The sequence below is a fragment of the Erythrobacter aurantius genome (genome assembly GCF_023823125.1).
GTDB lineage: Bacteria > Pseudomonadota > Alphaproteobacteria > Sphingomonadales > Sphingomonadaceae > Erythrobacter > Erythrobacter aurantius.
In genome coordinates this window covers 1,710,475-1,731,641 of sequence record NZ_CP090949.1, presented here as the reverse complement: position 1 = coordinate 1,731,641, position 21,167 = coordinate 1,710,475, and the positions used below count along the sequence as shown (strand labels likewise).

Here is a 21,167-nt window from a genome sequence, read left to right as displayed (position 1 = left end):
TCCGGGCAAAACGCAAGTCACTCCGGTTTTTTGCAAGAGCCGTTTCGCATAGGCCCTGTTCGCACAGGCATTATTCCGCGCAGGCGATACAGCGGGTTGCAATCGGGCGTGCAACCAGCCGTTCGCGCCGGATTTCTCCGCCGCATTTGGCGCAGGTGCCGTAGGTTCCGTTTTCGATCCGGCTCAATGCATTGGCGATCTGGCGAATTTCGTCGCGCAGCACATCGTCCACCCCTTCCAGCGCCTCGTCATCGGCAAGGTCGATCGCCTGCTCGCTGAAATCGGCATCAAGCGGGTGGCGAAGATCATCCTCGATCACCTTGGCGCGCGCCAGCAAATCGGCCATCCGGCTTTTCAGTGTTTCGGCCATGTCTGCATATTGGGTCATGTCTCGACTCTCCCTTTCACTCGCCAAGAATAGCGCAGCCGGAACCTTGCGAATTTGATCCTGCGCAAATTGCACCGCTGAATCGCCGATTGGCTTGGCCATGCCCGCGAGGCGGGCTATTCGGGGCCGATGCCAGACACCGCCTCCACCACCGTCTATGTCCTGAACGGCCCGAACCTCAACCTGCTCGGCCTGCGCGAGCCGGAGATTTACGGCTCCACCACATTGGACGAGATCGCCGGAATGCTCGAAGATCGCGCCCGCGAACTTGGGCTGACGATCGACATGCGCCAGACCAATCACGAAGGGATGCTGGTCGACTGGCTGCACGAAGCACAGGCCGAAGGCGCGCGTGCGGTGTTGCTCAATGCCGGGGCATACACCCATACCTCGATCGCGCTGCTCGATGCGATCAAGGCGATCCGCACCCCCGTTGTCGAGGTGCATTTGTCCGATCCCAAGACGCGCGAACCGTTCCGCCATCTGTCCTATATCGGCATGGCCGCCGCGCTGACTGTCGAGGGGCACGGCCCCGATTCCTATCGCATCGCATTGGAAGCCGTAGCGTCAGGCGAAGTCTGACTGTCACACGAATTGCACAATTTGCGCGCTTTGCCACTTGCCAGCCGCAATTGGCGTCAATAGTCACGCCTGAAACAAAAACGGGGCCACAAAAGGGATATGCATGGCTGACAAGAAGCCGAGCACGGGGTCAAACTCGGGCATGAACATCGATACCGCGCTGGTGCGCGAGCTTGCCGAACTGCTCAACGAAACCGGTCTGACCGAAATCGAGGTCGAGGATGACGATCGCAAGATCCGCGTTTCGCGTGGAGGCGGCGTCATGGCAGCAGCGCCGATGATGGCTGCACCGGCTCCCGCCGCGCCTGCACCCGCCGCCGCCGCGCCCGCACCCGAAGCGCCCGCAGCGGACACGCATGCCGACGCGCTCAAATCGCCGATGGTGGGCACCGTCTACATGGCGCCCGAACCAGGAGCGGCCAATTTCATCAAGGTCGGCGACAGCGTTGCGCAGGGCGACACGCTGCTGATCGTCGAAGCGATGAAGGTGATGAACCCGATCACTGCCGACAAGGCAGGCACGATCAAGGCGATCCTGGTCGAGAATGCGCAGCCGGTCGAATACGACCAGCCGCTCGTCGTCATCGGGTAGGCGCTGCCCATGTCCATCAACCGCATACTGATCGCCAATCGCGGCGAAATCGCGCTGCGCATCCACCGTGCGGCGCATGAAATGGGGATCGAAACGGTCGCGGTGCACTCCACCGCCGATGCCGATGCGATGCATGTGCGGCTGGCCGATCACGCCGTGTGCATCGGCCCGCCCCCTGCCGCAGAAAGCTATCTCAACCACGCCAACATCATCTCCGCCGCGGAAGTCGCCGGATGCGATGCGATCCACCCCGGCTACGGCTTCCTGTCGGAAAACGCCAAATTCGCCGAAATCGTCGAGGCGCATGACATCGCGTGGATCGGGCCGAAACCCGAACACATCCGCACCATGGGCGACAAGGTGGAGGCAAAGCGCACCGCCGGCGCCCTTGGCCTGCCGCTGGTCCCCGGTTCGGATGGCGCGGTGTCAGACCCTGCCGAAGCGAAAAAGATCGCGGCCGAAATCGGCTATCCCGTCATCATCAAGGCCGTATCTGGCGGCGGCGGGCGCGGGATGAAAGTGTGCGAGAGCGAGGACAAGCTCGAAACGCTGATGAAGCAGGCCGGTAGCGAGGCGAAAGCCGCTTTCGGCGACGCCACCGTCTATATCGAGAAATACCTCGGCAATCCGCGCCACATCGAATTCCAGGTGTTTGGCGATGGCAATGGCAATGCGATCCATCTGGGCGAACGCGACTGTTCACTGCAACGCCGCCATCAGAAAGTGCTCGAAGAAGCGCCCTCCCCCGTCATCAGCCGCGAAGAGCGGATGCGCATGGGTGAGGTCTGCTCAAAGGCGATGCGCGACATGGGCTATCGCGGTGCTGGCACGATCGAGTTCCTGTGGGAAAACGGTGAATTCTACTTCATCGAAATGAACACCCGCCTGCAGGTCGAACACCCCGTTACCGAAGCGATCACCGGGGTCGATCTGGTGCGCGAACAGATCCGCATCGCCGCCGGGAAGCCGCTTTCGGTGAAGCAGGAAGACCTCGAATTCCGGGGCCACGCGATCGAATGCCGGATCAACGCCGAAGACCCGTTCAACTTTGCGCCTTCGCCCGGCAAGGTCACCTATTACCACCCGGCAGGCGGCATGCATGTGCGCGTCGATAGCGGGCTTTACGCCGGCTATTCGATCCCGCCCTATTACGACAGCATGATCGCCAAGCTGATCGTCTATGGCCGCGACCGCGAAGGCTGCATCATGCGCCTGCGCCGCGCGCTCGAAGAAATGGTGGTCGAAGGGGTAAAAACCAACATCCCGCTGCATCAGGAACTGCTGCGGCAAGACGACGTGCTGAACGGCGATTACACGATCAAGTGGCTGGAAGAGTGGCTGGCAACGCGCGAGGGGTAAGCACCTTTCAGGCTGTCAAAGCCCGATTGCGCCTAATTTTCCAACCCCAGCATGTATGGCTGCGAAATATTTGATGCCTGACTATCATTTTTAGGCACAAATCGAGCAGTCGTGCGTTGGCCTTGGGTGAAGCACGAAATCATTTCGGAACCCGGCGCAGCAGAAAGCAGTGCGGCGACAAAAGTCGCTGTACCCGCGCCTGCGCGCCCCGAACGCTCGCGCAAGACGCAGATCGTTGTCGTGGGCGGCGGTGCGGGCGGGTTGGAGCTCGTGCGCAAGCTGGGCGCGAAATACGGGCGCAAGAAGCACGACATCATCCTTGTCGACAAGAACCTGTCGCACATCTGGAAGCCGTTGCTCCACGAAGTCGCCGCCGGATCACTGGACGCGAACCTCGACGAAGTCGGCTATCGCGGGCATTGCGCGCGCTGGGGATACCGGTTTTTCCAGGGCAGCCTTGAAAGCATCGACCGCGAGGCGAAGACGATCCGCCTTGCCCCGGTGCTTGACGATCATGGCGACGAGCTGATCGGCGGGCACACCATCCGTTATGACATTCTGGTGCTGGCGGTCGGATCGATCTCCAACGATTTCGGCGTGCCGGGGGTGGCGGAACACTGCCTCTATCTCGACAGCCGCGAACAGGCGGACAAATTCCGCACCAAGCTGCTGAACCACTGTTTGCGCGTCAGCCGCGCCATGATGGCCGATCCCGGTGCCGATGCGCGGGTGAAGGTCGCAATCGTGGGCGCGGGTGCGACCGGGGTGGAGCTGGCCGCAGAACTGTTCAACGCCGCCGGGGCGCTGCGGCATTACGGGCTGGAAGTGTTCGACGAAAGCCGCATGGATGTCACCATCCTCGAAGCGGGGCCGCGCATCCTGCCCGCGCTTTCGGAAAAGCTTTCGGGCGCAGCACGCAAGGAATTGAACAAGTTGGGCGTGACTGTTCGCGAACAGACTCAGGTGATCGAGGCCCGCCGCCGCGCCATGGTGACGCAAACGGGCGATGTGATCGAAGCCGATCTGATGGTCTGGGCCGCCGGGGTGAAGGGCGCCGAATTCCTCGGCACGCTGGGCCTTGCCACCAATCCGCGCAACCAGATCCTCGTCACCGAAACGATGCAGACTTTGACCGATCCGGACATTTTCGCGCTCGGCGATTGCGCTTCCTACACCCCGCCTGAACAGGATGTTCCGATCCCTCCGCGCGCACAGGCCGCTCACCAGATGGCGGCAACAGTGTTCACCAACATCAAACGCAAGCAGAAGGGCAGGAAGCTCAAGAGCTTTGTCTACGAGGACAAGGGCTCGCTGATCTCGCTCAGCCGGTTTTCGACCGTTGGCAGCCTGATGGGCAATCTGGTCGGCGGCGCGCTGGCGGTGGAAGGGCGCATGGCGCGGCTAATCTACACCTCGCTATACCGGATGCACCTGCTCGGCATTCACGGCTGGCTGCGCGGACTGGGCCTGATGCTGGTTGGTCGGGTCAACCGCGTGGTGCGGCCCAAGCTGAAACTGCACTGACCAGGCCCGATCGCGCCGCTAGAGCGGCACGCCCGGTTCGTGCTTCGCGGTGCGGATTGTCAGCGAGGTTTTGACGCTGGCGACATTGGGTGCGGGCGTCAGCTTGCTGGTGAGAAATTCCTGGAAGCTTTGCAGGTCACGGCTGACGATCTTCAAAATGAAGTCGATTTCGCCGTTGAGCATATGACATTCGCGCACTTCGGGCAGGTCGCGCATGTGGTCTTCGAATTCGCGCAGCGCGCTTTCGGCCTGGCTTTTCAGGCTGACCATCGCGAACACGGTTATGGCGAAACCCAGTTTCGACGGGTCGAGATCGGCATGATATCCACGGATGACGCCGTCTTCCTCCAGCCCGCGCACACGGCGCAAGCACGGCGGGGCTGTCAATCCGACGCGCTGCGCCAGTTCGACATTTGTAACGCGCCCTTCCGCCTGCAATTCACTCAGCAGACGGCGATCGATCTCATCCAGATTCGCCATGTCCCCTCGGGCTCCCTCCGATGTCTCGCATGCCGCAATATGTCCTGAACGCAGCTGCGCGGCTAATGTGCCAACAAAAGTCTGCAAGAACATATGCCAAACGGCATATCCAAACCTAATAAAATTTTATGTGCCAGCAATTGTCCCGCTTTGCAACGCGCATGACGGCGCGCTGTGACAATTCTCCTGCGCTGCTAGAGATATTCGGCTGCAATACGCCTTGCGTCAGCGAATCTGACCCGGGGCGGAACCTGCGGCACGGTTTCCTTTGCCGTCTGGAGCGTGGATGTTTTTCGATGATCGCCTTGCGACTGTGCTGCGTCAGCGCGCGTCAAGCGATGTCGGATTGCGCACGCAATTCAGGCAGTTGCTCGATATTCTGGGGGAGGAGCGCACCAGCGCCAGTTCGGCCAGCGACCCCGCTCTGGTCGCGGCGGCATGGATGCGGATGAACGCGCTGGCGGAGGAAATACCCGCCGCATCGCGGGCCAAGATGGTGCGTGAGCCCGGCTGGCGGTTTCGCAATCCCGAACTGGCCGCGCATCTTTCCAATTTCGAACCCGAAGTGGCCTCGGCTGCGCTCAACCGGGCACAGCTATCCTCGGATGACTGGTCGGCGCTGATTCCCCGGCTGCCGGTGCGTGCGCGCGGCTTCCTGCGATTGCGCCGCGATCTGCCGCTGGATGTCGAGAAACTGCTGGAACGGCTGGGCGTGCACGACCGTGGCCTCCCGCGTCCGGACAAGGTGACTGATGATGCGGAAGCCCCGGCCCCGGAGGAAGATTGCGCCGCTGATCCCGGTGCGGACTTCGTGCCGCCGCCACCGGTGAGACTGAGCGGCATCGATGCGGACGCTGCCCCGCCCCACGATATCGTCAGTGACACGGAAACGGCGACTTCCGAAAACGCGCCCGATCCCGTCGACGAAGGCCGCAGCGAGATTTCCGCGCTGGTCGAACGCATCGCCGCCTTCAAGCGCAACCGCGAAGTCGGCGCGGAACCTGACACCACAGAACCGCGCCTGCCGCTGGGCGAAGACGAACTGCGATCACGCCCGCAAGTCAGGGCCTTCGGTTTCGCCGCCGATGCCGGAGGCCGGATCGAATGGGCCGACAGCGAAGTGGCGGCCATGGTGATCGGCACGCGCCTTGTCGCGCCGGCTCGACTTGGCAGCGCCAATCGCCAGACCCCGCTCGAACGCGCGTTTTACCGGCGGCAACCGATCATCGCGACGCCGAAAAGCCTGGTCGGAGCCGAGGCGATCACCGGGGAATGGATCGTCGATGCGCAGCCGCGCTTTACCGACAGCGGCAATTTCGCAGGCTATTTCGGCCGCTTCCGCAGGCTCGCCAACACCGATTCCGGATTTGTCAGCGCCGCCCAGCGCGAAGCGGATCGCATCCGGCAACTGCTGCATGAATTGCGCACGCCGATCACGGCGGTGCAAGGCTATGCCGAGGTGATCCAGCAGCAATTGTTTGGCGCAGCCCCGCATGAATACCGCGCGCTTGCCGCAGCGATTGCCGCCGATGCCGCGCGCATCCTTGCCGGGTTCGAGGAGCTGGACCGGCTCGCCAAGCTCGAAACCGGAGTGATCGAGATCGAGCCGGGCAAAGCCGATCTGGCTCTCATCATCGGTCAGACCAACCGCCAGCTTGACCAGGTGCTGCGCCCGCGCATGGCCGGCATCGCACTGGAGGATACACAGGTGCAGGCGATTGTCGGCATCAGCACCGATCAGGCCGAGGCCCTCGCCTGGCGCCTGCTTGCGACATTGGGTGGCGGCAGCTCTGCGGGGGAAATGCTGAATGCGACGCTCGAAACCATTGGCAACAATGCAGTTCTGACCTGCGAACTGCCCGCACAATTGCTGGCAGAGGAAGACATCTTCACCGCCGAGGCCCGTCCGATCGGCACGGCAATCAACGCGGGCCTGTTCGGTGCGGGTTTCGCCTTGCGCCTCGCCCGGGCGGAGGCCCGCGCGGCCGGAGGCAATCTGGTGCGCGACGATGAAACAATCGTCCTGACCTTGCCGCTGGCACGGGACGATCGGACGACGCAGGCGCCGGAAAAAAGCGAAATATGAATTCCCAACCTTAAGGTCGCGGTAAGGCATCGCTTACGCTTTTGCTGTAAGGCGATGCGATCATGCGGACGGGCAACGTAGATCTGGTAAGGCACGATGGATGCCCGCAAGGCGCATCCATGATCGATCCCCCGTGCCCGTGTCACGCCGCCAGCTTCCCCCCTGAATTCGGACAGCGGGCGCTGCTGACGATCGACACCGAAGAGGAATTTGACTGGGAAGGCCCGTTTTCCCGTGACAGGCACGGGCTGAAGCATGTCGAAGCGATCCCGCGGTTTCAGGCATTCTGCGAGCAAATCGGTGCGCATCCGGTCTATCTGGTCGATTGGCCCATCGCCACCGATGCGCGTGCCGTCGAGATCATCGGCGATGCCCTGCGCCGCGGAAAGGCGGATATCGGTGCGCAGCTTCACCCTTGGGTCAACCCGCCCTTTGAAGAAGAGGTGAATGCCCGCAATTCCTATGCCGGCAGCCTGCCGGTGGAACTGGAAGCGGCCAAGCTGTCGGCGCTGTGCGAACAGATCGACAAGGCTTTCGGCACGGCTCCGCTGATCTACCGTGCGGGTCGATATGGTCTTGGCCCGAACAGCGCCGAAATCCTCAAGGCCAACGGTATCGCGATCGACACATCAGTGCGTTCGCTGTTCGATTACCGTGCGCAGTCAGGGCCGGATTATACCCACCATCCCGTCACGCCCTATTGGGTGGATGATGATCGGCGGTTGCTCGAACTCCCCGTGACCAGCGTCTATTGGGGGCTGCTGCGCCAAATGGGCAAGCATATCCACCGCGCCCAGCGCCATGTCCCGACGATGTTCGGCGGCTTTTCCCGGCTTCGCCTGCTGGAACGCATCGCCCTGACCCCCGAAGGGGTGACTGCCGAGGAAGCAATCCGGGGCATCGACATTGCGCTGGATGAACAATTGCCGGTGCTGGTGCTGTCGCTGCACAGCCCGACGCTCGCCCCCGGTTTCACACCCTATACGCGCACCGAACAGGACGTGGAGGCGCTGTATTCGTGGCTGCACGAAATCTACGCCTATCTCGACGGGCGCGGGGTCGAAAGCACGACAGTGGCGGACATCATCAAGGCATCGCGGGCTTAGCGCGCTTCCCCGCTTGTTTCTTTATCCCTCTCGCTGTAGGGGCCGTGCTGCTTTCGTCATCGAGGCCACGTCTCGAAGGCTTACGGGCCTGTAGCTCAGCGGTTAGAGCTGGCCGCTCATAACGGCTAGGTCGCGGGTTCGAATCCTGCCGGGCCCACCACGCCTTGCGCATGGCGACGAAAGAGCCCGTTCGGGCGATTGAAATGAAGTCGGGGAGTGGCGCAGCCTGGTAGCGCACCTGTTTTGGGTACAGGGGGTCGCTGGTTCGAATCCAGTCTCCCCGACCATTTCAATCCAGTCATCCAAAATCACGAAAATGCCTTGGCAATGCGCGACGGATTTGGCGCGCTGACGGCTTTACCTTTGCGGCTTGCGACAATTTGTGACGCAAGGCGACGTGACATGACGCGGCGACGGCGGCAGATTGCCGGAAGTCCGGTGGATTTGCGAGGTGTCAGAGATTGAGCAAAGCCAGCATCGCCCTCAATCGTTTTGGCTACGGCCTGAAACGCGAGCAGAGCGCACCCGACGATCCGGCCCGTTACCTGCTGGCGCAGATGGATGCCTTTGATCCCTTCCCGTCAGCGATTGCTGGACGATCGGACAATGCGGCCAAGCCGGGCGAAATCCTCCAGATGCTGCGACGGCTACGACAGCAGCGCCAGATGCAGGCGAGCGAAGGCGAGGCCGACATGGCGGCCATGACTGAAGGTATGCGCGGCAGCGATCCCCTGAACGGCCTGCCCCCTGAAGTGCGCCAATCCTATATGGCTGCTGGCCAGACCCTGCGCCGGGATGTCGCGCTCAGGACGAATATCGCTATCGCCAGCGAAACGCCCATGATGGAACGGATGGTGCATTTCTGGTCGAACCATTTCAGCGTCAGCGCACAAAAGCCGGGGACGCATTATCAGGTGGCCGATCACGAATTCCAGGCGATCCGCCCCTTCGTGCTGGGGCGCTTTTCCGACATGCTGAAAGCGGCGGTGCTGCACCCGGCGATGCTGCTCTACCTCGATCAGTTCCAGTCGGTCGGCCCCAATTCCCGCTTCATGCAGATGCGGGCTCGCAGGCGACAGGGTGATCAGGGAGGCGGGCCGCGTGGTCTGAACGAGAACCTCGCTCGCGAAATCCTCGAATTGCACACGCTGGGGGTCGATGGCGGTTACAGCCAGAGCGACGTCACCGAATTCGCCCGCGCGCTAACGGGCTGGTCGATCCAGGGCCTTGGCCGGTTTGAACGTTTCACCCAGGGACAGGCCAATGGTGCCGCCTTTGTCGAAGTGGCGCATGAACCGGGCAATCGCACCATCATGGGACGAAGCTATCGCGACAGCGGTGCACGGCAGGCGTTGGACGTGCTGGACGATCTCGCCAGCCACCCGGCCACCGCACGCTTTGTCGCAACCAAGCTTGCACGGCATTTCGGCGGCGATGATCCCCCGGCAAGCCTGATCAACCGGCTAGAAGCCGACTTTTTGAAGACCGGCGGTGATCTGGCGAGCCTGACCCGCACTCTGATCGCAGCGCCAGAGGTCTGGGCCGCAGAGCCGGTGAAGTTCAAGCAGCCGTTCGAATGGCTGGTTTCGGTGCTGCGCTTGACGGGGATCGAGAATCTTGATGCGCGGCGGATAGCCAGCGCTCTCAATGAAATCGGGCAATTGCCGTGGCGTGCGCCCTCACCCGCCGGCTACGATGATCTGGCCGGAAGCTGGGCCGGGCCCGATGGGCTGTTCCGCCGCGTCGAACTGGCCGAAAGGATCGCCCGCAATGCACCGGCTGACGACGTGATGTGGCGTGCCCAATCCGCCTTTCCCGGTATGCTGAGCGACAACACGCGCACATGGCTTTCGCGCGCCGAAAGCGGGACGCAGGCGCTGGGCCTGTTGCTGGTCTCACCCGAAATGATGCGGAGGTAAGTCGATGACGTTCACCCTAGATCGCCGTTCGATCCTTGGCGGGTCGATTGCTCTGGGCACGGCCAGCCTCGCCCTGCCTTCGATGGCATTCGCGCGGACAGCCGGGGAGAAAAACCTGCTGTTCGTGCTGCTGCGGGGCGCGGCGGACGGCATGGCGATGCTGGCTCCGGTTGGCGACCCGGGTCTTTCCGAACTGCGACGCGCAACGCTGGCTGAATATGACGGGGCGCGTCGTGCGGACGGCTTTTTTGCGATCCACCCCGCCTTCGATCAGGTCGGTGCGGCCTATGCTGCGGGCGATGCGCTGTTCGTCCATGCCACTGCTACCAGCTACCGCGAGCGTTCCCATTTCGACGGGCAGAACATGCTCGAAACCGGCGCTGCGCAGCCCTATGCCAAAAGCGACGGCTGGCTGAACCGACTGGTCAGCATGATCGGCGAACAGGCGGGCGAAACACATCCCAAGGCTCTGGCCATCGCTCCCACAATGCCGCTGGCGCTGCGCGGTGACGCGCCTGCCTCCAGCTACGCGCCAAGCGCGCTGCCACAGGCGAGCGACGCCTTCATGGCGCGGGTCGGCATGTTGTATGGCGAGGATGCCGAGCTTGGCGGGTTGTGGAGCCGCGCGCTCGAAACGCAGGCGATGGCGGCGGACGACAATCTGCGCAATCTGCGCGATGCTCAGGCTGCGGGTGATCTCGCCGCTTCACTGATGCGCGGCGAAGACGGCGCACGGATAGCGATGATCGAACTGGGCGGCTGGGATACCCATGCCAATCAGGTCGGTGCATTCCGGCGCAACGCGAGCCAGCTCGACGCGCTGCTCGGCGCGTATCGGGCGGGCATGGGCTCCGCATGGGCCGATACGATGGTGGTGGTTGCCACCGAATTTGGCCGAACCGCGCGGCTCAACGGGACGAACGGGACCGATCACGGCACCGCATCGGCAACGCTGCTGATGGGCGGAGCGCTGCGCGGTGGACGGGTGATGGCCGACTGGCCCGGACTGGGCGAAAGCGACCTGTACGAAGGGCGCGACCTGCGGCCGACGATGGCGCTGGAAAGCGTCGTGGCCGGAGCCGTCGCCGAACATCTCGCGCTCGATCCCGAACGCGCGCTGGCCCGGCTGTTCCCCGGTCGCAGCGGCGCGCCTGTCAGCGGGTTCGTGCGCAGCTGATCACTTGTCCATGATTGCCGGTGCGCTCGGGATCGGGCCGCCGGTCTGGATCGAGGTACTCTCGTTCGCGAGAATGCCCACCACTGTCGTCCACACCGCGACATTCTGGCGCAGTTGCACCGGGTCGATCTTGTCGAGCGTGTCGTCGGGCGTGTGGTGCAGGTCGAAATAGCGGGTGCCGTCCTGCTGCAGATCGATCAGCGCCCCGCCCTGATCGCGCACGATGTTGAGGTCCGCCCCGCCGTTTGCGACATTGGTTGAATTGGCAACGCCAAAACGGGCCACCGCACCGGCGATCCGGGTGTGCAGAGCGGGATTGCTTTCACGGAAATTGCTTTCGAAACGCCAGATACGGTCCGCGCCGAAATCGCTTTCGAGGCCGACGCCGATTTTCTCGTCGATATGCGCCTCGGAATAGGCGGTCGATCCGAACAGGCCGACTTCCTCTGCCCCCGCCATCAGCACGCGAATGGTGCGCAGCGGCTGGCCGGCCTTCTGCACATTCAGCGCCGCAGCGGCGACAATGCCGCAGCCTGCGCCATCGTCAAACGCGCCCGGTGCATTCCACCAGCTGTCGAGGTGGCACGCGATCAGCACCGGTGGCAGCGAGGGATTGCGCCCGACAATCTCGCCCACGACATTGCCGCTCAGCGTGGTGCCGAGATTTTCCGGCGTCAGCGTCAGCTTCATCATGATCGGGCGGCCATTGGCGCGCTCGAACATGCGTTCAAGGTTTGCGGCATCGGGCAGCGACAAAGCGCCCGCCGGGGTCGGCACAGGCCGCCCGACATCGCTCGATCCGTCGGCATTGCGGAAGGTCGTGCCACCGGTGTGCGGGTTGCGGTGGTAATCGGTGCCGACCGATTTGATGACGGTGGCGATCGCGCCGCGCTGCTTGGCCAGTTCCGCGCCAACCCAGCGCGCCGGCCCGGCAAAGCCGTATTGCGAGCCGTCCTGCGTCGGGGTCATCGAATGCGAAATATAGGCGATCTTGCCCGTCAGGCTGCCTTCGGGCGCGGCTTGAAGCGCGGCGACGCTTTCGAACATGACGACTTCGGCAGTAATCCCGTCAGGCCCGGTCGAGGCGCTGCCGCCCAGCGGCTGGATCACAAGCGGCTGCGGAAACGGGCTGATGATTTCCGCGCGGTGGATTTCGCCCGGAATCCATGTTTCCATTTCGAACGGCTCGTCCGCGACATTGGCAAAGCCGTGCGCGGTCAGCCATTCCATCGCCCATTTGCGCCCGCGCGCCTCGGCTTCCGTTCCGGCCTGACGCGGGCCGACTTCGGTTGTCACCCCTTCGACGAAATCCCATGCGTAGGTGTCGCTTTCCAAGGCTTGCGAGGCGACGTCTTGAAGGCTCGGTGCATCGCTATGCGCTTCGGCGGCGAGCGGTGCGGCGATGATGAGGGCGGCGGTGGCAAGGAGTGCTTTTTTCATAGGGCGAATTGCTAGGCAGCTTGGCACGGCAAGTCCAGTGGGTCGCAGCCCTGCCATCGCGCAAATTGCGCAAAACAACCTCAATTCCAGTCTGTGTCGAACCGGTTGTTGACGATCGCCTCATCCCCGTTGGAGATCAGCACGAACGGCGCCCACGCCATCGGATGCGCCCAGCTTTCCTGCCATCCCTCAATCCTGCCGCCGCCTGGCCAGCGCCCTTCGCGCACGGCACGCGTTGCGCTTTGCAAGGCGCGGCCCGGCCCTCCCCGGCGATTGCGGGCCGAAGCGCGCAGCGTGGCGGTTGTCAGCGCCGGGGTGACATCATCGAGCACCGGCCAGTGGCTAGCCATGACCTGCAGTGCCCCTGCGCGCAGGAACGCGCTGGCAAGCGCCGACAGGCTATCACCCGTGCCACCTGCATTCGCGGTGTTGCAGGCCGACAGAAACACCCATTCGGCGCGCAGGTTCAGTGAACGCACCTCGCTTGCCGTCAGCAGGCCATCATTTTCGCTCGTGGCATCGTCAGGCGGGGTCAGGACCAGCGCGGGTTCGGCCAGTTCCCGATCGTTCTGGCCGGGCAGCAGGCCGTGGGTCGCCAGCAACAAATAGCGTGCATCATCAAGGTCAGGATGCTGGCGCAGCGCGGCCTCGGTCGCCCGCGTTCCGAGCAAGGCGACATGTTCCGAGGTTTGCAAGGCCGAACGGACCGCTTCGTATTCAGCCTTTGTCCCCGGCAGCGGCGAAAGCTTCCGGATCGCTTCGAGGTTGGCGAGACGGCCTTTGCGCGTCAGCGTCAGAAAATCGGCAGAGCGCAGTTCCCCCGGCCTCAACTGGCCGTCAAACGCAGGGTCAGCCACCGCGAACAGCATGTCGCGCGAGACATTGTTGATCGGAAAGAAACGGTTTGGCCGAAAGCTGTCGAACGAAGGCGTGGTGGTGAAGGCATAGCGATTGCCGAGCCACGGCGCCCTGCGCATCGTGCGGTAATCGGCCCAGTCGTAATCCTCATCGGGAGCCTCGGTGACGAGCATGGCCAACGGCAGCGTCGCCATGGCTCCGCTGGCCATCACGAACACGTCAGAACCTTTGGTAAGCGCAGGCTCCACCGGCTTGATGAGCAGTCGATATATCTCATAGGCAGCCGCCTGATCATAGGCTTGCTGCCCTTTCTCTTCCGAAGGGCTTACCGGCATTTCGGCCAAGGCAAACCCGGCCTCGTCGGTGCAGCTCTTCAAGTCGACCTGACACCGCAGGCGATCGACCAGCGGTGCAATCTTCTCCACCCCGTCTTCAAGGACGTGCCATGCAAAAGGCGCATCCCCTGACCAGCCAAGCGCGAACACATGAATGTCACCATCCGCAGGGGTGATCAGCAACATTTCTTCGATCTGGCCGCGCGCATACCCCTGCCGGAATGCACCGAGATACCAAGGATGGATCGAACGATAGATCGCCGGTTCGCCCGGCGTATCTTCGTAATCACTCGCGAAATCGGGTTGTGCGGCAATCTCCGCGCGGGCTCGGTCCAATTCGCCGAGCGCGTCCGAAACATCTGCCGTATCAGCATCCGAATTCAGTGCAGCATAGCGCCGCAATGCCTGACGCAGCTGGGCCTTGCTGCGATCAAACGCTTCCAGCCGAGCGCGTTCCTCGTCGCTGTCTAGCTGCCGCAGGGCATTGGCAAAGCTGGCGGCTGAATCGGCCGAACTTACCTGCAGCGATTGCGCTTGCTCGAACGCCATCGAACGCAGGATCGGCAAATCGGGGATTGTCGGCCGTTCCGAGAAATCAGGGTTGCCTCGCTCCTTGTATATCCTGCGATAAAGGGTCAGCACCTCCTCGCGCCGCGCCTGCGTTTCGCCGTCGAATTGCAGGTTCCAATCGGCCCTGGGACGCCATTCCGCCTCCGGATCGCCGACCAGCGTGCCGGGGAACAATTCGGCAGTCGATTTTCCCTGCGCCAGTTCAATCTGCGCGCGCAGCAGGGCCATCCCTTCGGTGCCGGGATGCAGATAGGCCTGCGGCTTGGCCCCGTCTTCGAGATAGGGTTCCGCGTGGGTGACCAATTGCAAAGCCGTGTCGAGATCGCCTTGTTCATATGCGATGCGCGCCAGTTCGCGGTGGGCGATTACGAGATAGCTTCCAGCGTAATCGGACGGGCCGGTCGCAAGCTCTGACAGGCGCAGAAATGCTCTTTGAGCGCCTTGCTTGTCGTCCAGTCCCAGACGGGCAAACCCTGCGATGCGCCAACCGACAAGCAGCGTTTCGCGCGCCAGTTCATCACCTTGTTCGCCCGGCCCCGCCTCCAGAACCATCAGCCGCTGTTCGAAAGCATCGAGCAATTCCGGCGATGGGTCCGAAAGCAGCTGCACCGCTTCAGCCAAGATTCCTGCCCGCGCAACCAGTGCAGGATCGGCATCCGGCTGGACGTGCCTGTCAATCAACCGAAGCGCGACCTCCGGCTCTCCCAGATCAATCAGCACATCCGCTGTCTTCAACGCCAATAGTGTTCGGATCGGCCAACGCTTCTGCTCTGCCATGAACAGCATTTCGAGCAACCGATCCGCCATGGCGCGATCGCGAATGCCCTGATTGCTGTAGGCAAGGACATCGCACAAAAGCACGAAATCCTGATCCGCGTCCCGCCGCGCGAAGTAATTGTCGCCAGGGCATGGCTCCAGTCCGGCCTCGGTCAGATATGGATCAGCGGCGCTGCCATCGGGTTGCTGCCCCATCACCGCAGTCCAAGACCCGCCTACCGTACCAAGAACGGCGAGCGCAGCGACAATCGCGACATTCACTTTCATGCCAGATGCTTATCGGCCGGAATTTTCCAAGTCCAGCGCCGCAATCTGCAACGGCCTCAATTCGCGGCTCGGCGTCTTTCGGCGGGAGTAGCCTCGGCATCGGCCACCGAGGAACCGGGTCCGTCACGCTCGGAAACAACGCAATCGCGGCCGGCAGCCTTGGCCCGTACAGCGCCGCGTCAGCGCGCGAAAACAGCCTCTCGTAGGATTCACCTGCGCGTGCCGTTGCTACACCAAAGCTTGCTGTAAGGCGGATATCGTCGCTCAATCCCGAATGCTTGAGCCTCGCAAAACCCTGTCTGATCCGCCCGGCGAGGCGTTCGGCAGGATCGTTCTCGCAATTCCAGACGGCAATGCAGAATTCCTCGCCTCCGACCCGGCCGGCTACATCGCAGGCTCGTATCGTCTGATCAATCAAATGGCCAAAGCTCGAAATCGCCTGATCGCCAGCCTGATGGCCCCAGATGTCATTGACCTGCTTGAAGTGGTCGATATCGGCAATCACGAGGGTCACAGGCTGCCCCTGCTCTTGCGCACGGGAAAGCATCTCCTGCATCGCCTGTTCGAATGCGCCCCGATTGCGCAAACCGGTAAGCGGATCGCGTTCGCCGCTTTCGCGCAGGTTCGTGGTCCATTCCGCAATCGTTGCGCCGATCAGGACCATTGCCGTCGTCACGCCCTTTATCGCGAGTGCGAGGCCGATGAGCGAATAGTAGACGGAGTCGCGATAGACTTCTGCCGGAATGCTCTGTTCGATCAGCAGTGTCAGAGTTGGCCGGACAAAGAAATCCAGCGCCTGAAACACCATCACGGCGATTACAGCCAGATCGAGGATTTCACGGCGACGCGCTGCCAGCAGTGTGGTGACGCACATAGTGAACATGATGCCGTAGCCCATGTTGATGATTATCAACCGCGGACCGACGTCATTGGTAGTCGACACTGCAACCGCCAGGACAAGGGCGCTTATCACGTAGACAAAGGCAAAGCTCGGTAGGTGCAGTTTTTGCCCCACCCGTTCGCAGACACAGGCGGCCATGATCGTGGACGCTAGACTGTAGAACACCTGCGTCGCGTGAAAAACATAGGTGCCATCGGCGGGTGCGATGTGCGTGATCAGATAGCCGGTCGCAGACAGGACATAAGCAATCGCGAACCCCAGAACGTGGCGTTTCAGGCCGCCCACCTTCCACAGCACCGCAAAGGTCGCTGCAAAGAACAACGCCATCAAAGGCGTGACCAGTCCTAGAATCTGCGTTTGCATCGACCCGTTCCGTCCAACTTCCAGTGAGTTAGAGCGATAAGGTTAAGGGCGTGTTTAGAACGCCGCGGCCTTTGTCGGCTTGTTAGGCGCTTTCGAAACCCTTGCTCCGGGGCACGCAAACCTTTCTTGCCTGCCTGCACGCTTGCCCCTATCTGCGCCCCAAGCAATCCAAAGACACACTTTCGATCCAAAGGACGACCCATGGCCGCGCAATACGCCTTTGTCATGAAAGGCATGACCAAGAGCTTCCCCGGTGCCCAAAAGCCGGTGCTCTCGAACATCAATCTCCAGTTCTATCAGGGCGCCAAGATCGGCATCGTCGGCCCCAATGGCGCGGGCAAATCGACCCTGATCAAGATAATGGCCGGGATCGACAAGGACTTCACCGGTGAAGCATGGCCGGGTGAGAACATCACTGTCGGCTATCTTGAGCAGGAGCCCGAGCTCGACGAGAGCAAGACCGTGATGGAAAACGTCAAGGACGGCGCCCGCGAGATCGCCGATCTGGTTGATCGTTTCAACGCGATCAGCGCCGAGATGGGCGACCCGCAAGAGGACACCGACTTCGACGCGCTGATGGAGGAAATGGGCGATCTGCAGGCCAAGATCGACGCGGTTGACGGCTGGACGCTCGACAACCAGCTCGAAGTCGCGATGGAGGCCCTGCGCTGCCCGCCGGGCGACTGGCCGGTTACCGATCTATCCGGTGGTGAAAAGCGCCGCGTCGCGCTGACCCGCCTGCTGATCCAAAAGCCTTCGATTCTGCTGCTCGACGAACCGACGAACCACCTTGATGCCGAAAGCGTCCAGTGGCTGGAAAACCACCTGAAGGAATACGCGGGTGCGGTGCTGATGATCACCCACGATCGCTACTTCCTCGACAATGTGGTGGAATGGATCCTCGAACTCGATCGCGGCTCCTACTACCCCTACGAAGGCAACTATTCGACCTATCTCGAAAAGAAGGCCAAGCGTCTGGAACAGGAAAGCCGCGAGGAAAGCGGCAAGCAAAAGGCGCTTGCCCGCGAGCTAGAGTGGATCCGGCAGACCCCGGCCGCGCGTCAGACCAAGTCCAAGGCGCGTATCCGCAAATTCGAGGAACTGCAGGAAGCCCAGGCTGGACGTGCTCCGGGCAAGGCGCAGATCGTCATCCAGGTGCCCGAACGCCTAGGCGGAAAGGTGATCGAGGCCAAGAACATCACCAAGGCCTATGGCGACAAACTGCTGTTCGAAAACCTGTCCTTCATGCTGCCTCCGGGCGGTATTGTCGGCGTGATCGGACCGAATGGTGCGGGTAAATCAACCCTGTTCAAGATCCTCACCGGCAAGGAAACGCCCGATAGCGGCACGGTTGAAATCGGTTCGACAGTGCACCTCGGCTATGTCGACCAGAGCCGCGACCACCTCGATGGCAGCAAGAACGTGTGGGAGGAAATCTCCGACGGGCTCGATTACATGAAGGTCAACGGCCACGACATGTCGACCCGTGCCTATGTCGGCGCGTTCAACTTCAAGGGTGCCGACCAGCAGAAGAACGTCGGCAAGCTTTCGGGCGGTGAACGCAACCGCGTGCACATGGCCAAGATGCTGAAGCAGGGCGGAAACGTCCTGCTGCTTGACGAACCGACGAACGATCTCGACGTCGAAACGCTCGCCGCACTGGAAGATGCGATCGAGAATTTCGCCGGATGCGCCGTGGTCATTTCGCACGACCGCTTCTTCCTCGATCGCCTCGCGACGCACATCCTCGCATTCGAAGGCAACAGCCATGTCGAATGGTTCGAAGGCAACTTCGAAGCCTATGAGGAAGACAAGCGCCGCCGTCTGGGCGATGCGGCAGACCGCCCCACGCGCCTCGCTTACAAGAAGCTGACGCGTTAATTCAGGCGCCTGATCCGGATCGGGCTGCTTGTCGGGGTGATTTCACCCCTTGAGCAGCCCGCCGTCGATGGCGATTTCCTGTCCGGTAACGTAGGACGCGCGCGGGCTAGCGAGGAAGGCGGCAACCGCCGCGAATTCGCGCGGATCGCCAAAGCGGCCGGTGGGGATGTTCTCCACCGCCTTGGCGCGCATCGCGTCGAGCGGCACGCCCATACGCTCAGCCATTCCGCCGTGGAGTTCGCGCAGACGATCCGTGTCGATCTGGCCGGGCATCAGCATGTTGACCGTCACCCCGTCGGCGGCGACTTCCTTGGCCAGCGTCTTCATGAAACCGTGCAGCGCGGCTCGGATCGTGTTCGATAGGGCAAGGCCGGGAATCGGTTCCTGCACGCCCGACGATGTGACCGTCAGGATGCGGCCATATCCGCCAGCGCGCATATCCGGCAACAGCGCCCGCGTCAGCTCGATCAGCGTCACCAGCATTGGCTGGGCCGAGGCAAGTATCGCATCGCCGCCGGTATCCTGCGCGGCGCTGGGCGGCGGTCCTCCGGAATTGTTGACGAGGATGTCCACCCCGCCCAGCACTTCCCGCGCTCTTGCAGCGATGGAGGCGGCGGCGTCGGACGCGGACAGGTCCTGTGCCATGGTCTGCCAGTCGCCCGGTCCCGTGCCGCTGCGTGAAACGCCCAGCACCATCGCTCCCTCGCTCGCCAGTTCCTGAGCTATCGCCGCGCCAAGTCCCCGGCTGGCACCCAGAACAAGTGCGCGCTTTCCGCTGAGTTCAAGTTCCATTTTCCTGATCCTCGTAACTGATGCCGCCCACCGACCAATGGCTGTCATCCACTTCATGGATCAATACGCGGATCTTGCCCGGATCAGCCCCTATCGATTCTGCAACCGCATCGGTGACCTTGCGCAGCAGCATCTTCTTCGCCTCAGGCTTGCGGCCCTTGCGCATGTGGATCGAAACAATCGGCATTCGCTTTTTCCCTTTTCAGCTCTTTCCCCATGCGTCGCGTGTTCTGCGACAAGGATCAAGCGGGCGGCAATCATTGAACGCACCCTTTACGCCAACTTAACCACGCATCGCGCAAAAACCCTTACTGCAAAGCAAGACAGGGGCGTCGCAATGCAAGGGTTCGCGCAGACAGATTTTTCCGATCCGGCGGTAGCGCTGGTTTCAGCAATGGTGCTTGCCGCCGGCATGACGGCCTATGCCCTGCGTTCGAACAATCGTGCACGAGAGGCTGTCGATCCGCTCAACGGCTTCTTCTCGCCTGATCGTTTCGAGGCCGAGATCGAAGCCACCGAAAGGCGTGTGTCGCCGTTCAAGCCGCGCGGGGCAGTGCTGCGTGGCCAGATCGATCACCTTTCGCAAGTGCGCACTCTTTGGGGCCCGGAAACACGCGCAAATGCGGTGAAACAGGTGGCACAGGTGATGCGTGCCGGCGTGCGCAAGACCGATATGGTGGTGCAGACCGAAGGCCCCGAAGGCGACGGATCGTTCGTGATCCTGGCTCATGGTGCATCCGAGGAGGAAGCCAGCGGGATCGCAAAGCGCCTGCTCAAGACCATCGGGCGGACAAAGGTGCCGGGAATGGGTGACGGAATGCGCCTTTCCGCCAGTTTTGGCGTGGCCGCAAGGCGGCTGGGCGAAAGCGAGGATGATTGGCGCAAGCGGGCCGACATCGCTTTGGCTGCGGCACGCGCTTCCGGTGAAGACCAGATCATGACCGCCAGCGAATGGGAAGAGGTGATGATGCTCCCTGCCCCCGATCCGATTGCCAGATGCGAAGGCGGGGACGACGCGGCTGCGGCCTAGGGCGAAACCCAGCGCCCCTGCCATTCCCCCTCGACGCGGACGAACTGTGCCCGGACATGGCCTGTGTGCGCGAGATAAAGCCAGTCCAGCTCTGCCAGCTCAACCAGCAGCACCGCGAAATGATCGCGTGCCGGGATCAACTGTTCGTCAGTGGGCTGGACGCCTTCCAGATCGTCAGGCAGGCCTGATGTCGGCTGCTCGCTGACCGTGCCCGGCCCGTCACCAAGATAGCAGCGGCGCGCAAAGTTCGATCCGTTGGCCCACGCCATATCCGTCAGGGGATCATCCCGCAGCACCCTGCCCGTACCGCGCACCCGAATCTGTATCTTTGCCGCCTTGTCATAGAATAGCACCGCCATGCGCGGATCGGCGTCAATCGCCGCGACCTTTGGTGCGCGGGTGTCGGTGTGGAAGCGCAGCGTCCATGCATCGTAATTGAATTCGCGCAGCACCATTCCGCGTGCATCGACATCGCTGGTGACGACAGCAGGAACATGCATGGGCGATTTGCGGTCCTTCGCCGCACGGGCCAGCCGCCCGACCAGATCACGCCGCACATCTTCAAGGGTTTCGAACATTCTTCGCCTTTGGTCCTTTGAGTGCCGCGGTCAAGATGTTCATTAAAGTGATATCCAACATGAACAATTGGCAACCCAACCGGTTAAGCAAGGGGTCAGCGAATCGTCCCTAGAACCTGTGTATCAAGACGTAACAATCACGCCGTGAGTGGTGGGGCGGCA

18 protein-coding genes and 2 tRNA genes are annotated in these 21,167 nt (G+C 62.2%); 12 read left to right on the top strand and 8 right to left on the bottom strand.

From position 1 onward, the window contains the following. Nucleotides 1–70: 70 nt before the first annotated feature. Complete coding sequence (locus L1K66_RS08225) at nucleotides 71–388, bottom strand: TraR/DksA family transcriptional regulator (protein ID WP_252257443.1); 318 nt, start codon at nucleotides 386–388, stop codon at nucleotides 71–73. A gap of 129 nt (nucleotides 389–517) precedes the next feature. Between L1K66_RS08225 and L1K66_RS08220 the strand changes: the two genes are divergently transcribed. The 4 genes from L1K66_RS08220 to L1K66_RS08205 all read left to right on the top strand — a co-directional run bounded on the left by L1K66_RS08220 (nucleotide 518) and on the right by L1K66_RS08205 (nucleotide 4,445). Continuing rightward, nucleotides 518–970, top strand: a complete 453-nt coding sequence (locus L1K66_RS08220; RefSeq protein WP_252257442.1) for a type II 3-dehydroquinate dehydratase — start codon at nucleotides 518–520, stop codon at nucleotides 968–970. A 103-nt stretch (nucleotides 971–1,073) separates the two neighbouring features. Beyond that, a complete protein-coding gene (gene accB, locus L1K66_RS08215) occupies nucleotides 1,074–1,562 on the top strand; it encodes an acetyl-CoA carboxylase biotin carboxyl carrier protein (protein WP_252257441.1) in 489 nt (162 codons plus the stop codon). Nucleotides 1,563–1,571: 9 nt separating this feature from the next. Further along, nucleotides 1,572–2,921: an acetyl-CoA carboxylase biotin carboxylase subunit gene (gene accC / locus L1K66_RS08210; protein ID WP_252257440.1), complete on the top strand. Its 1,350-nt coding sequence runs from the start codon at nucleotides 1,572–1,574 to the stop codon at nucleotides 2,919–2,921. 231 nt (nucleotides 2,922–3,152) lie between these two features. After that, nucleotides 3,153–4,445 carry an NAD(P)/FAD-dependent oxidoreductase gene (locus L1K66_RS08205; RefSeq protein WP_252260466.1) on the top strand — a complete coding sequence of 431 codons (1,293 nt, stop codon included), beginning with the start codon at nucleotides 3,153–3,155 and terminating at the stop codon, nucleotides 4,443–4,445. An 18-nt stretch (nucleotides 4,446–4,463) separates the two neighbouring features. Here the strand turns inward: L1K66_RS08205 and L1K66_RS08200 are convergent, their stop codons facing one another. Beyond that, nucleotides 4,464–4,925: an Lrp/AsnC family transcriptional regulator gene (locus L1K66_RS08200; RefSeq protein ID WP_034952874.1), complete on the bottom strand. Its 462-nt coding sequence runs from the start codon at nucleotides 4,923–4,925 to the stop codon at nucleotides 4,464–4,466. A gap of 286 nt (nucleotides 4,926–5,211) precedes the next feature. Here L1K66_RS08200 and L1K66_RS08195 point away from each other — a divergent pair, with 286 nt between their 5' ends. The 6 genes from L1K66_RS08195 (at nucleotide 5,212) to L1K66_RS08170 (ending at nucleotide 11,213) form a co-directional block, all read left to right on the top strand. Next, nucleotides 5,212–7,011: a histidine kinase dimerization/phospho-acceptor domain-containing protein gene (locus L1K66_RS08195; RefSeq protein WP_252257439.1), complete on the top strand. Its 1,800-nt coding sequence runs from the start codon at nucleotides 5,212–5,214 to the stop codon at nucleotides 7,009–7,011. Between the two features lie 119 nt (nucleotides 7,012–7,130). Then, nucleotides 7,131–8,117 (top strand): polysaccharide deacetylase family protein, encoded by a 987-nt coding sequence (locus L1K66_RS08190; protein WP_252257438.1) that lies wholly within the window; start codon nucleotides 7,131–7,133, stop codon nucleotides 8,115–8,117. A gap of 84 nt (nucleotides 8,118–8,201) precedes the next feature. After that, nucleotides 8,202–8,277, top strand: a tRNA-Ile gene (locus L1K66_RS08185). Between the two features lie 50 nt (nucleotides 8,278–8,327). Next, a tRNA-Pro gene (locus tag L1K66_RS08180) sits at nucleotides 8,328–8,404 on the top strand. 174 nt (nucleotides 8,405–8,578) lie between these two features. Next, nucleotides 8,579–10,036 carry a DUF1800 domain-containing protein gene (locus L1K66_RS08175; protein WP_252257437.1) on the top strand — a complete coding sequence of 486 codons (1,458 nt, stop codon included), beginning with the start codon at nucleotides 8,579–8,581 and terminating at the stop codon, nucleotides 10,034–10,036. Nucleotides 10,037–10,040: 4 nt separating this feature from the next. Further along, nucleotides 10,041–11,213: a DUF1501 domain-containing protein gene (locus L1K66_RS08170; RefSeq protein WP_252257436.1), complete on the top strand. Its 1,173-nt coding sequence runs from the start codon at nucleotides 10,041–10,043 to the stop codon at nucleotides 11,211–11,213. On the opposite strand, the gene L1K66_RS08165 is transcribed toward L1K66_RS08170, so the two are convergent. From L1K66_RS08165 to L1K66_RS08155, 3 genes are all read right to left on the bottom strand, one after another. Continuing rightward, nucleotides 11,214–12,653: a M28 family peptidase gene (locus tag L1K66_RS08165; RefSeq protein ID WP_252257435.1), complete on the bottom strand. Its 1,440-nt coding sequence runs from the start codon at nucleotides 12,651–12,653 to the stop codon at nucleotides 11,214–11,216. It abuts the gene before it with no gap. 80 nt (nucleotides 12,654–12,733) lie between these two features. Continuing rightward, nucleotides 12,734–15,460 carry a CHAT domain-containing protein gene (locus L1K66_RS08160; RefSeq protein ID WP_252257434.1) on the bottom strand — a complete coding sequence of 909 codons (2,727 nt, stop codon included), beginning with the start codon at nucleotides 15,458–15,460 and terminating at the stop codon, nucleotides 12,734–12,736. Beyond that, complete coding sequence (locus L1K66_RS08155) at nucleotides 15,357–16,724, bottom strand: GGDEF domain-containing protein (RefSeq protein WP_252257433.1); 1,368 nt, start codon at nucleotides 16,722–16,724, stop codon at nucleotides 15,357–15,359. Before L1K66_RS08155 ends, L1K66_RS08160 begins: the two co-directional genes overlap by 104 nt. 201 nt (nucleotides 16,725–16,925) lie before the next feature. On the opposite strand from L1K66_RS08155, the gene ettA reads away from it, so the two are divergent. Next, entirely contained in the window at nucleotides 16,926–18,605 is a 1,680-nt protein-coding gene (gene ettA / locus L1K66_RS08150; protein WP_252257432.1) for an energy-dependent translational throttle protein EttA, read from the top strand. A 42-nt stretch (nucleotides 18,606–18,647) separates the two neighbouring features. Here the strand turns inward: ettA and L1K66_RS08145 are convergent, their stop codons facing one another. Further along, entirely contained in the window at nucleotides 18,648–19,397 is a 750-nt protein-coding gene (locus tag L1K66_RS08145; RefSeq protein WP_252257431.1) for an SDR family oxidoreductase, read from the bottom strand. Then, on the bottom strand, nucleotides 19,387–19,584 hold the full coding sequence (locus tag L1K66_RS08140) for a 2-hydroxymuconate tautomerase (protein ID WP_034952859.1): 198 nt from the start codon (nucleotides 19,582–19,584) through the stop codon (nucleotides 19,387–19,389). Before L1K66_RS08140 ends, L1K66_RS08145 begins: the two co-directional genes overlap by 11 nt. 150 nt (nucleotides 19,585–19,734) lie before the next feature. Here L1K66_RS08140 and L1K66_RS08135 point away from each other — a divergent pair, with 150 nt between their 5' ends. Continuing rightward, nucleotides 19,735–20,427, top strand: a complete 693-nt coding sequence (locus tag L1K66_RS08135; protein WP_252257430.1) for a GGDEF domain-containing protein — start codon at nucleotides 19,735–19,737, stop codon at nucleotides 20,425–20,427. Here L1K66_RS08135 and L1K66_RS08130 read toward each other — a convergent pair. Continuing rightward, a complete protein-coding gene (locus tag L1K66_RS08130; RefSeq protein ID WP_252260440.1) occupies nucleotides 20,424–21,005 on the bottom strand; it encodes a pyridoxamine 5'-phosphate oxidase family protein in 582 nt (193 codons plus the stop codon). The genes L1K66_RS08135 and L1K66_RS08130 overlap by 4 nt on opposite strands. Nucleotides 21,006–21,167 lie beyond the last annotated feature (162 nt).